Below are 12,670 nucleotides of genomic sequence, written 5' to 3' on the forward strand. Positions count from 1 at the left end.
TCGATCCATGAACGAACTCACCCATTTCGCGAATCCGGCGGCCGCAAAGCCGGAGACATTCGACCAGATCCAGATCGGCATCGCCTCGCCAGAGCGCATCCGTTCGTGGTCGTTCGGCGAGATCAAGAAGCCTGAAACCATCAACTATCGCACGTTCAAGCCCGAGCGTGACGGCCTGTTCTGTGCGCGCATCTTCGGTCCGATCAAGGATTACGAATGCCTGTGCGGCAAGTACAAGCGGATGAAGTACAAGGGCATCGTCTGCGAGAAGTGCGGCGTCGAAGTCACGGTAACCAAGGTCCGCCGCGAGCGGATGGGCCATATCGAGCTCGCCGCCCCGGTCGCGCACATCTGGTTCCTCAAGTCGCTGCCGTCGCGCATCGGCCTGTTGCTCGACATGCAGTTGAAGCAGCTTGAGCGCGTCCTCTACTTCGAAGCCTATATCGTCACCGAGCCTGGCCTGACCGCGCTCGAGAAGTTCCAGCTGCTCACCGAAGAAGAGCTGATGGAAGCACAGGACGAGTATGGCGAAGACGCCTTTACCGCCGGCATCGGCGCCGAAGCCGTCAAGCACATGCTGATGGACCTCGATCTCGAGGGCGAGCGCGATGCGCTGATGGAAGACCTGGCCACGACCAAGTCGGAACTGAAGCCCAAGAAGATCATCAAGCGCCTCAAGGTCGTCGAGAGCTTCATCGATTCGGGCAACCGTCCCGAATGGATGATCCTTGAAGTCGTGCCGGTCATCCCGCCCGAACTGCGCCCGCTGGTGCCGCTGGACGGTGGCCGTTTCGCGACGTCGGATCTCAACGATCTCTATCGCCGCGTGATCAACCGCAACAACCGTTTGAAGCGCCTGATGGAGCTGCGCGCGCCCGATATCATCGTGCGTAACGAGAAGCGCATGCTGCAGGAATCGGTCGACGCACTGTTCGACAACGGCCGTCGCGGCCGGACGATCACCGGCGCCAACAAGCGCCCGCTGAAGTCACTGTCCGACATGCTCAAGGGCAAGCAGGGCCGCTTCCGCCAGAACCTGCTCGGCAAGCGCGTCGACTATTCGGGTCGTTCGGTCATCGTCACCGGTCCCGAACTCAAGCTGCACCAGTGCGGCCTGCCGAAGAAGATGGCGCTCGAGCTGTTCAAGCCGTTCATCTACGCCCGTCTCGACGCCAAGGGTTTGAGCATGACGCTCAAGCAGGCGAAGAAGTGGGTCGAGAAGGAACGCAAGGAAGTCTGGGACATCCTCGACGAGGTGATCCGCGAACATCCGGTCATGCTCAACCGCGCGCCGACGCTTCACCGTTTGGGCATCCAGGCGTTCGAGCCGGTCCTCATCGAAGGCAAGGCGATCCAGCTGCACCCGCTCGTCTGTTCGGCCTTCAACGCCGATTTCGATGGCGACCAGATGGCCGTCCACGTTCCGCTGTCGCTCGAAGCGCAGCTCGAAGCGCGCGTCCTGATGATGTCGACCAACAACATCCTGTCGCCCGCCAACGGCAAGCCGATCATCGTTCCTTCGCAGGACATGGTGCTGGGCATCTATTATCTCACCATGGAACGCGATGGCGAACCCGGTGAGGGCATGATGCTGTCGGACATCGCCGAGGTTCACCAGGCGCTGCACGTCGGTGCCGTGACGCTTCATTCGAAGATCACGACGCGCGTCCCGCAGACCGACGAAGCCGGCAAGGAGTTCATGCTCCGCGTCGAAACGACGCCGGGCCGGATGCTGATCGGCGAATGCCTGCCCAAGTCGCACACCGTGCCGTTCGACACGATCAACCGCCTCCTCACCAAGAAGGAAGTCGGCGACGTCATCGATCAGGTCTATCGTCACACCGGCCAGAAGGACACCGTCCTGTTCGCCGATGCGATCATGGGCCTGGGCTTCCGTCACGCGTTCAAGGCGGGCATCTCGTTCGGCAAGGACGACATGATCATCCCGCACGAAAAGATCACGCTGGTCGCCGAAACCAAGGAATTGGTGAAGGATTACGAGCAGCAGTATCAGGACGGCCTGATCACGCAGCAGGAAAAGTACAACAAGGTGATCGACGCCTGGAGCCGTTGCGGCGACCAGGTCGCGAACGCCATGATGGACAAGATCAAGGCGCAGCCGATCGATCCCAAGACCGGCCGGATGGCGCCGATCAACTCGATCTACATGATGGCCCACTCGGGTGCTCGTGGTTCGCAGGCGCAGATGAAGCAGCTTGCCGGCATGCGCGGCCTGATGGCCAAGCCGTCGGGCGAGATCATCGAAACGCCGATCATCTCGAACTTCAAGGAAGGCCTGACCGTCCTTGAATACTTCAACTCAACGCATGGTGCCCGCAAGGGTCTCGCCGATACCGCACTGAAGACGGCCAACTCGGGCTATCTGACGCGTCGTCTTGTCGACGTCAGCCAGGATTGCACGATCGTCGAGGAAGATTGCGGCACCGACCGTTCGCTCGACATGAAGGCGATCGTCCAGGGCGGTTCGACCATCGCGTCGCTCGGCGAGCGGATCCTTGGTCGTACGACTGCCGAAGACATCATCGATCCCAAGGATGCCAAGAACCCGATCAAGTCGGGCACGCTGCTCGACGAAGCGGCGATCCTGCGGATTGAAGAAATCGGCATCCAGTCGGTTGCGATCCGCAGCCCGCTGATCTGCGAATCGAAGATGGGTGTTTGCGGCAAGTGCTACGGGCGCGATCTCGCCCGCGGTACGCCCGTTAACATCGGTGAAGCTGTCGGCGTTATCGCTGCGCAGTCGATCGGCGAGCCTGGCACCCAGCTGACGATGCGGACGTTCCACATCGGCGGCGCGGCGCAGCTCAACGAGCAGTCGAACCTCGAAGCGGTAGCCGACGGCACGCTCGAATATCGCGACATGATGAGCATCGTCGACAAGAAGAAGCGGCGCATTGTCACCGCGCGCTCGGGCGAAATCGCGATCATCGACAACGAGGGCCGCGAACGTGCGGTCCATCGCCTGCCTTACGGTGCCAACCTGCTGATCGAAGACGGCAGCAAGGTGACGCTCGGCGAACGTCTGGCCGAATGGGATCCGTTCACCCAGCCGATCATCACCGAGAAGTCGGGTATCGTGAAGTTCCAGGACCTGCTCGACGGCAAGACGCTCGTCGAACAGACCGATGAAGCAACCGGTATCGCCCAGCGCGTCGTCACCGAATATCGTGCCGGCGCACGGTCGAAGGAAGATCTTCGCCCGCGCCTGACGCTGCTCGCCGAAGGTTCGGACGACGGCGAAACCGAAGCGGCACGCTATATGCTGTCGCCCGGTGCCACGCTGTCGGTCGAAGACGGTGCCCGGGTCGAGGGCGGCGACGTTCTTGCCCGTGTCAGCCGCGAAGCCGCCAAGACGCGCGACATCACCGGTGGTCTGCCGCGCGTTGCCGAGCTGTTCGAGGCACGCAAGCCGAAGGACAACGCGATCATCGCCAAGATCTCGGGCCGCGTGCAGTTCCTCAAGGACTATAAGGCGAAGCGCAAGATCGCCATCGTTCCCGAGGATGACAGCATCAACGGCGGCGAGCCGGTCGAATATCTCGTTCCCAAGTCGAAGGTTATCGACGTCCAGGAAGGCGATTTCGTCAAGCGCGGCGACAACCTCGTCGGCGGTTCACCCGATCCGCATGATATCTTGGAAGTGCTCGGCGTCGAGCCGCTCGCCGAATATCTCGTCAGCGAGATCCAGGAAGTCTATCGACTCCAGGGCGTTAAGATCAACGACAAGCACATCGAGACGATCGTTCGTCAGATGCTGCAGAAGGTCGAGATCACCGACGGCGGCGATACCGTCCTCCTCGCGGGCGAGCAGCTCGATTACGAGGAAATGGACGAGATCAACGCCAAGCTGACCAAGAAGCAGAAGAAGGCAGTCGGCAAGCCCGTCCTGCTCGGCATCACCAAGGCGAGCCTGCAGACGCGCAGCTTCATCTCGGCGGCGTCGTTCCAGGAAACCACGCGTGTGCTGACGCAGGCCGCGGTCGAGGGCAAGAAGGACACGCTCAACGGGCTCAAGGAAAACGTCATCGTTGGCCGCCTGATCCCGGCGGGTACCGGTGCCGGCATGAACCGCATGCGCGTTGCCGCTTCGAGCAAGGATGCCGCCCTGCGCGCCCAGTGGCGCAAGATGCAGGAAGCGCTGATCGCGCCCGATACGGCCGAGCAGGAGCATGAGGCCGAACTCAAGCAGCCGGTCGAAGCGGCCATCGGCGACGATCCGCTGGCAGCGGTCGTGACCGACGGCGACGGCGAAGGCAACGGCGAGAGCTGAAGCTGGCCAACGACATGAAACAGGGGCGGAACCACAAGGTTTCGCCCCTTTTCGTTTGGACGCGAGTGAATTAGACACCGACGCATGAAGGTATTGGTAACAGGTTCCTCGGGCTGGCTAGGTCGGTACCTGATGCCGATGCTGCGCACCGCGGGGCATTGTCCGATCGGCCTCGACATAATGCCGGGCGAACATACCGACATCGTCGGCACCGTCGCCGATATCGCGATCATCGAAAAAGCCTTTACCGAACATTCGATTGAGGCGGTGATTCATGCTGCGGCCTTGCACAAGCCCGATATCGCGCGCCATGGCGAAAAGGAGTTTGTCGATGTCAATATTGCGGGGACGCTCAACCTGCTCACGATAGCGGCGGCGGCGGGCCATGATCGGTTTGTCTTCACGTCGACCACTTCACTGATGATATCCGAAGCGGTGCGCGCCGAGCGGGGGGTGGCAGCGGTGTGGCTGGACGAAACCAGCGGGCCTCTGGCGCCGCGCAACATCTACGGTGTGACCAAATTGGCGGCCGAGGGCCTTTGCCGCCTTTACGCGCGCGAGCGCAATCTTCCTTGTGTCATCCTGCGCACCGCGCGATTCTTTCCCGAGGAGGATGATACGCTTACCGAATTGAGTGGCCCCAATCTCAAGGCCAATGAATTTCTCCATCGCCGGTTGACGGTGGAGGATGCCGCCGCAGCGCATATCGCCGCCTTGGAACGGGCACCTGACGTCGGATTCGACATATCGATCGTAAGCGCACCAACGCCGTTTGATCGTTCGGACTGCGAAGCCTTAAAGTCCAATGCAGAAGACGTTGTCGCCCGGTACTTTCCAGACGCGCCAATTCTTTACGAACGGGAGGGCTGGAAACTGCCGACAAGCATCGCTCGCGTTTATGATGCGCGGCATGCCGAAACCACTCTTGGCTTTCGGTGTCGAACGAGCTTTGCGGATATACTTGAGGCTTTGCGAGCCGAACTGCCGATGCCATTCGCGCATCGACCCGATTATGTGTCGCCGATGGTCGCAGCAGGAATGTCAGATTAGCGCGGTCAGTCGGCCTCTGGCGGGGCGAGAAGCTCGCCCCGGTGGGTGTTCGAATGGGGCTTATCCTTCGGCGATCAGTCCGATCGCGAGATAGGCGACCACGGGCAGGCCGAAACCGGCGAGCGTGGCGATGACGAAGCCTACGCGGAGCAGGGTGGCGTCGATGCCGAACCTGTTCGAGAGGCCGGCGCAAACGCCCATCAGCTTGCCGCTCGTGCGGTCGAGCCGGAAACCTTCGGTGCGGGGTTCGATGTTGTTGGTCATGGTGTCCTTGTCCTGGAAATCAGGGGTGGTGGGTCGGTGGCGATTAGGCCACCAGACCCGATGCATTGGCGCTAACCGAAGCGGCGAACATTGCGACGACGCAAAGCGAAGCGAAGGCGGCAATGGCGACGGTGCGGACTTCTTCAGTGGCGAAACGGATCATGGTGTATCTCCTGTCTGGTGGGGCGGACAATCCGTCCCGATGCCAAATACACTGCATGGGACGTGCCAATTTCGATTAATCGCCTATTCATAAGCAGTTGGCGATTTTAGCCATATTTAGAGAACGCGTGTTGCGCCAATATATGGGAAATTACGCGAACTGGCAGGATTCCGCGCTGCCAATTTCGCTACGTCCCGAAAAAATCGTTATAGAAGCCGCGAAATCGCCGCGTGTGTTTGGCGTAGTCGCTCCCCTGCACGCGTAGTAGGACGGTCGGCGTGTATATCCGCCGCCTCAGCCTGACCGATTTTCGCAACCACCGCGACGCCGCAATCGCCATCGATGCGGCGATGGTCGTGCTGACCGGCGAAAACGGCGCGGGCAAGACCAACGTGCTCGAAGCGGTCTCGCTGCTGTCGCCCGGGCGCGGCCTGCGCCGCGCCGCCTTGCCCGAAATTGCGCGCGAGGGTGCGAGCGGCGGCTTTGCCGTCGCCGCGCGGCTGGCAACGACGCCGCAGGGCGAGGCCGACCTCGCGCTGGGCACCGCGATCGAGCCCTCGGCGCCCGGGCGGCGCAAGGTCAGCGTCAACGGTGCGTCGGCCCCCGCGGCGGCGCTCGGCGAATGGCTGTCGGTGCTGTGGCTGACCCCAGCGATGGACCGGCTGTTCGTCGAAGGGCCCGGCGCGCGACGACGCTTTCTCGACCGGCTCGTCCTCGCTCTCTATCCCGGACACGGCGCGCATGCGACGCGCTATGAGGCGGCGATGCGCGCGCGCAACCGGCTGCTGACCGAGGAACGCGGCGGCGATGCCGGCTGGTTCGACGCGCTCGAGGACGCAATGGCAACGCACGGTGCCGCGATCGATGCGGCGCGGCGCGATCTCGTCGCCGCGCTCGCCGACGCGGCCAACGAGGTCGCCGACGGTCCCTTCGCGCGGCCCGTGCTGGCGCTCACAGGCGACAGCGAGGCGGGTTGGGAGAGCGAGGCGCTGCGCCGCCTGCTGGCGACGTCGCGACGGCGCGATGCGCGCGCGGGCCGGACGCTCGCCGGGCCGCATCGCGACGACCTGCAGGTCAGCCACGGTTCGAGCGGGCAGGCGGCGGCGAAATGTTCGACCGGTGAACAGAAGGCACTGCTGCTCGGCCTCGTCCTCGCACATGGCGACCTGATCGCTGGGCGGCGGGGGCAGCGCCCGATCCTGTTGCTCGACGAGGTCGCGGCGCATCTCGATCCGCTGCGCCGCGCGGCGCTGTTCGCGCGGCTCGAAAGCGATGGCGGGCAGGTCTGGATGACGGGCACCGAGCCGACGCTGTTCGCTGCGGTCAGCGAGAATGCGACGCGGTTGCGCGTCGCCGGTGGGATCGTCTCGCGCAGTTAGCGCCCGGGAAAGCGCGGTGAGGCGGAGACGTCGACCGCATCGCCCGCCGAGGTCGGGACGACGGCACGACCAAAGGTGACGTAGCGCTTGGTCGGACGATCGAGCAGATGGTCGTAGCGCGCCTCGACCGCGCCGCGCGGATAGCCCATCAGCCACAAGGTCGTCGGGAAGATCTGGCTGTGGTCGTGCCCCGTTGGCTTCGTGCCAGACAGGGCCGCGGCAGCGTCGTGCGGCAGCAGCGCGACGAGCGGCACCGAATATTCGGCGCGGACGGGGGCGGTGCTGCAATGCGGGGGCACGCGGTCCTGGACGTTCTGGCCATGGTCCGAGGTGTAGAAGATCGCGACCGCATCGCGGTCGACGCCGGCGAACAGCGTCCTGAAGAAATCGCGCTTCGAATAGCCGACCGCGGCATCGTATTGCGCGGTCAGCGGTGCATCGGCGGGGAGCGCGTCCGAAGGATAATGGTCGCGATACTGGAAATGCGCGCCTTCGAGGACGGCGTAGGTGAAGCTCTTGCCGGGGCGGGTGATCTGCCGGTTGATCGTGCGGGCGATATCGCGGTCGGTGTCGAGACCGTCGGCGGCAGGCCGATAATCGTCGATCAGCGCGCGCTCGGGGTCGAACAGCAGGTTTTGCGGCGCGCCGGTGACCTGTCCGTCGATCAGTGTCGTCTTATAGCCCGCGCGGCGCGCATAGCCCCAGATCGAGGGGGTCGCGCGCAGGTCGGTGGCCGATGAGACGTTTGCGACATCGACGCCCGCGCGCAGCGCGACGTTCGACGGGGCGCTGCAATTGGCTATCGATGCCGCTTCACCGAAGTCGATCGGCGCGTAGGGCGCGAGCGAGGGAGCGACGAGGCGGGCATAGGCGTCGTGCGCAATGCTTTCGTCGACCAGCCAGACGATATGGCGCAATTTGGTGGCGCTCTCGGGTGCCAGGTCGACCTTGGCGCGCGCCGGCGGGGGTTCGGCGAGGATCAGGCGTGCGCCGAAGACATAGAGTGCGCGTTCGGACCCCACGGTGTCGTAGCCGAGCGCGCGCGCGGGCATGTGCGCGAAGGCAAAGGCGACGACGAGCACGATCGATGCCAGCGGGGCGATGGCGCGGTGTCGAAAGCCGATCGTCAGTCGGCGTGCGGCAAGAATGGCGATGATGGCGACGAGCCATTGCGTCCCGGCGATCACGATCGGCACGGCGAAGGTGGCCAGAGCGGCGTTTGCTTCGCGGCGCTCGCCGATCATCCAGGCGAGGCTCGCGGTATCGAGCCGGTCGTGCAGCACCTGCTGATAGCCCATGACGATTGCGGCCGAGAGTGCGGCGAGCGCGATGACGATGCCGAACCAGCGGCGCGGCAGCCAGGCAATCGCGGCGAACAGGAGGCCGCCCTGGATCGCCAGCGCGCCGAAATTGATCGCGGCCGAGCGCGGGTCGTGCGCGGCGAGGCGATAGAGGACACCGTGAACGAGCTGCTGCTCGTTGAACAAAGCAAAGGCGAGCGCGGTCGCCGCCAGTGTCAGCGCGGTGGCAACCGGGCGGCTCAGGTGGAGGCCGGTTCGGCCGGGTCGGTTCGCTAGTGCTGGCATGACGCGACGCTAATCGCTTCGCGCGACGGCGCAAGCCCGGCGCCATGCGGGTACGGATATGGCGCAGGCGGCGCGTGCTTCGTTAACGCGCACGGCGCGGGGCTAGAGAATCTCGTGCACCGTTTCCTGCGGACGGCAGAAGCGCACGCCCTTGTCGGTCTCGACGAACGGGCGGTTCACATAGGTCGGGTTGGCGACCATCGCATCGAGGATCGCATGGTCGTCCGCATCGGCAAGGCCGCGCTCGTCGGCGTCGGTGCCACGCGTGCGCAGCGCCTCTTTGGGAGTCATCCCGGCGTCGGCGAACAGCTGCTCGAGCTTGGCGCGGGTGAAGGGCGATTTGAGATATTCGACGACATTCGTCTCGACCCCGGGCGTCTCTTCAAGAATCGCCAGCGTCTTACGCGAGGTGCCGCAATTCGGGTTGTGCCAGATCGTTGCTTTCATGCGCACTGCGATAGCGCAGCAAAAAAAGCGACGCAATGTCGAGAGTGATCTTGCAATTGAGAACGACTCTCATTAGCGGATGTCTCCTACACACACACCAATCGAAAGCTTCTCATGACCTCCAGACTGCTACCCTTCGCCGTACGCCTCACTTCGACCGCTATTGCCGCCGCCGCGCTCGCCGCGCCGGCCTTTGCCAAAGCCGAAGACGGCGGATCCGCGCCGTTGGCGCCTCCTCGCGCCGATGGCGCAGGCGCTGACGCTGTCCAGGCCGCCGACGGCATTTTGGTGACCGCCAGGCGGCAAGGCTATGTCGTCCTCGAGACCAGCGCGGGCACCAAGACCGAGACTCCGGTTATTGACGTGCCCCAATCGATAACGATTATCGATAACAAGCAGATCGCCGACCAGGGCATCCGCTCGATCGCCGACCTCGTCCGATTCGTGCCCGGTGTGACCAGCGGCCAGGGCGAAGGGCATCGCGACCAGATCACGCTGCGCGGCAACAATTCGACCGCCGATTTCTATCTCGATGGCGTGCGCGACGACGTCCAGTATTTCCGCAGCCTCTACAATATCGACCGCGTCGAGATCCTCAAAGGTCCCAACGCGATGATCTTCGGCCGCGGTGGTGGTGGCGGAGTCGTCAACCGAGTCACCAAGAGCGCGCTGCCCGACCAGGCGATCACCGCCGCCACCGCGTCGCTCGATACCTTTGGCAGCTGGTATGTCAGCGGCGACGTCAATGTCCCGCTGTCGACCGGCACGCTCTCCAGCGCGGCGCGGATCAACGGTTATTACGAAGAGCTCGGCAACCACCGCGACGCCTATGACGGGCGCCGTTTCGGGATCAACCCAGTCGCCGGGTTCGAACTCGGCAATGCGACCAAGCTCGGTCTCAGCTACGAATATGTCGATGACGATCGCGTCGTCGATCGCGGCGTGCCCTCGCTCGGCGGGCGTCCACTGGCGGGGCATCGCGACACATTTTTCGGCGACCCCGACACCAACCGGACGACGCTCGACGCACATGTCGCCAGCGTGCGGCTCAACCACCGTTTCTCCGACGCGCTCGAACTCAACGTGCGCGGCATCTATGGCGATTACGACAAGATGTATCGCAACATCTATGCCGGTGGCCCCGTCGATCCGGCGACCGGCGCATTCAAGGCTGGCGGCTATTGGGACGTGACGGCGCGCGAAAACGTCGTCGGGCAGGCCGATCTCGTCTGGCAGACCGCGACCGGCGGCATCGCCCACACGCTCCTGATCGGGGTCGAAGCCTCGCGCCAGGACACGCGCAACAATCGCCGCAACGCGATTTTTGCTACGTCCAATGGCCAGCTTGGCGATTCGGTGACGTTCCCCTCATTTGGCTTCAGCCCGGTCATCCGCGACCGCACGAGCCAGGCCGATGTGTTTGCGGTCTATGCGCAGGACCAGGTCGAAATCGGCCAGGCGATCGAGCTTGTTATCGGCCTGCGCCATGATCGCTTTGCGCTCGACACCGTCGACCTCGTCTCGGGCGCGGCACTGTCGCGGACCGACTCTCTGTGGTCGCCGCGCGTCGGCCTGATCTACAAGCCGGCGGCGAACGCATCGGTCTATGCGAGCTATTCGGTCAGCTACCTGCCGCAATCGGGCGACCAGTTCCTCTCGCTCAGCCCGACGACCGCCAATCTCGACCCCGAGACGTTCCGCAATTACGAGATCGGGGCAAAATGGGAAGCGCGGCCGGGCCTGATCGCCACTGCTGCCGTCTATCAGCTCGACAGCGCCAACGGCACCGCCGCGGGGCCCGTTCCGGGGACCGTCGTGCTCACCGGCAAGCAGCGCACCCGCGGGTTCGAAGCGGGCCTGACCGGTCGATTGACTGACGCGCTGCAGCTCGCCGCGGGCTACAGCTATACCGATGCCAAGGTCATTGGCGGCGACGATGCGGGCAAACGCACCGCGCAGGTGCCCAAGCACAATGCCAGCCTGTGGGCGCGCTACCAGGCGACCGATCGTCTCGGCCTCGGCGTCGGCGCGTCGTACCAATCGAAGAGTTTCGCCAACCTGTCGAACGCAGTGGTGCTGCCCGGTTACGGCCGGCTCGACCTTGCCGCCTTCTACAGGCTGACCGACGGCATCGAGGCACAGGTCAATATCGAGAACGTCACCGACGCGACCTATTTCCCCGTCGCGCACAACGACAACAACATCTCGACCGGCGCGCCGATCGGTGCACGCTTCACGCTGAAGGCGCGCTTCTAGGCGGGATCGGCGAGGTCGGTCTTGATCACCGGCGTGTTTTCGAGCGTGCGGTGGACCGGGCACAGATTGGCGACGCGCAGCAGCCTGGCACGCTGCGCGTCGTCGAGCTCGCCGGTCAGGACGATATGGCGTTCGATAACGTCGAGGCGCCCCTTCTTGTCACCTTTCGCGCCCTCGATACCGGTGAAGCAATCGTCGCAGTGACGCCGGTCGTGCGACAGCGTGACCGACACGTTTTCGAGCGGGATATTCTCGCGCGTCGCAACCATCCGGATCGTCATCGAGGTGCAACTGCCGAGTCCCGCGAGCAGCAGGTCATACGGCGTCGGGCCGGCATTGCCGCCGCCGACCGATTTGGGCTCATCGCTGACGAACAAATGACCCGATGCCTCGATATGCTGGAGGAATGTCTCGTCGGTGCCGGTGACGCGGACATGGCCTTCGGCAAGATCGCCGGGCAAGGGCGCGACCGCCGGAAGATAGGGTTCGGCCCAGGCGGCGATGACAGCGGCGGCATAGTGTGCGTCGGATTTGCGCGTGAGCAGATGGTTTGCATCATTCAGGCTGACAAAGCTCTTGGGGTGCTTGGCGGCAGCGAAAATCTGCGAAGCGTTATCGATACCGACGATTTGGTCGCGCGGAGCGTGGAGGACGAGCAGCGCGCGGTTCAGGTCGGCAAGCCGATCGGCCTGGTCGTGGCCCTGCATCTGCGCGACGAAATCGGCGTCGATGACGAGCGTGCGCCCGCCGATCTCGATTTCGGCAGCCTCGCCCCGGCGTGCCTTCGCCGTGCCGTCGGGAAAATGCGACAGGACATGATCGACCGCGAACGGCGCGCCGATCGTCGCAACGGCGGTCACGCTGGGAAGGTTCTTCGCCACCGCTATCACCGCCGCACCGCCGAGACTGTGCCCCACGAGCAGTGACGGCGGCGCAAGCCGTTCGGACAGGGCGTCGCAGGCGGCCTTGAGGTCGGCGATATTGCCCGCGAAATGGCTATCGGCGAATGCGCCTTCGCTGCTGCCGAGCCCGGTAAAGTCGAAGCGCAGCGTCGCCAGGCCTGCCTCGGCGAGGGCACGCGAGACGTAGCGCGCGGCAAGGCTGTCCTTCGAACAGGTGAAGCAATGCGCGAACAGCGCGGTTGCCCGGATGCGGCCCGCCGGCCGTTCGAGCGACGCCGACAGCATCTGGCCGTCGCGCGCCGGGAAGGTGAAATTCTCGGTCATGCGCGATC

General features: G+C 64.1%; 8 protein-coding genes. 4 read left to right on the forward strand and 4 right to left on the reverse strand.

Annotated features, from left to right (window positions below; all coding sequences use genetic code 11):
• Positions 1–7 precede the first annotated feature (7 nt).
• Positions 8–4,291 (forward strand): DNA-directed RNA polymerase subunit beta', encoded by a 4,284-nt coding sequence (gene rpoC / locus FSZ31_RS03740; RefSeq protein WP_147121685.1) that lies wholly within the window; start codon positions 8–10, stop codon positions 4,289–4,291.
• Between the two features lie 84 nt (positions 4,292–4,375).
• Entirely contained in the window at positions 4,376–5,341 is a 966-nt protein-coding gene (locus FSZ31_RS03745; RefSeq protein ID WP_147121686.1) for an NAD-dependent epimerase/dehydratase family protein, read from the forward strand.
• A 60-nt stretch (positions 5,342–5,401) separates the two neighbouring features.
• On the opposite strand, the gene FSZ31_RS03750 is transcribed toward FSZ31_RS03745, so the two are convergent.
• Positions 5,402–5,605, reverse strand: coding sequence for a PspC domain-containing protein (locus FSZ31_RS03750; protein WP_147121687.1), 204 nt, complete (start codon positions 5,603–5,605; stop codon positions 5,402–5,404).
• A 441-nt stretch (positions 5,606–6,046) separates the two neighbouring features.
• Here FSZ31_RS03750 and recF point away from each other — a divergent pair, with 441 nt between their 5' ends.
• Entirely contained in the window at positions 6,047–7,147 is a 1,101-nt protein-coding gene (gene recF / locus FSZ31_RS03755; protein WP_147121688.1) for a DNA replication/repair protein RecF, read from the forward strand.
• Here the strand turns inward: recF and FSZ31_RS03760 are convergent.
• On the reverse strand, positions 7,144–8,733 hold the full coding sequence (locus tag FSZ31_RS03760; RefSeq protein ID WP_147121689.1) for a sulfatase-like hydrolase/transferase: 1,590 nt from the start codon (positions 8,731–8,733) through the stop codon (positions 7,144–7,146). The genes recF and FSZ31_RS03760 overlap by 4 nt on opposite strands.
• 102 nt (positions 8,734–8,835) lie before the next feature.
• A complete protein-coding gene (gene arsC, locus FSZ31_RS03765; protein WP_147121690.1) occupies positions 8,836–9,180 on the reverse strand; it encodes an arsenate reductase (glutaredoxin) in 345 nt (114 codons plus the stop codon).
• A gap of 114 nt (positions 9,181–9,294) precedes the next feature.
• On the opposite strand from arsC, the gene FSZ31_RS03770 reads away from it, so the two are divergent.
• Entirely contained in the window at positions 9,295–11,436 is a 2,142-nt protein-coding gene (locus tag FSZ31_RS03770; RefSeq protein ID WP_147121691.1) for a TonB-dependent receptor, read from the forward strand.
• Here the strand turns inward: FSZ31_RS03770 and FSZ31_RS03775 are convergent.
• Positions 11,433–12,662, reverse strand: coding sequence for a bifunctional alpha/beta hydrolase/OsmC family protein (locus tag FSZ31_RS03775; RefSeq protein WP_147121692.1), 1,230 nt, complete (start codon positions 12,660–12,662; stop codon positions 11,433–11,435). The two genes, FSZ31_RS03770 and FSZ31_RS03775, sit on opposite strands and share 4 nt — an antisense overlap.
• Positions 12,663–12,670: the final 8 nt, after the last annotated feature.

This window comes from Flavisphingopyxis soli (assembly GCF_007995095.1).
Taxonomy (GTDB): Bacteria; Pseudomonadota; Alphaproteobacteria; order Sphingomonadales; family Sphingomonadaceae; genus Flavisphingopyxis; species Flavisphingopyxis soli.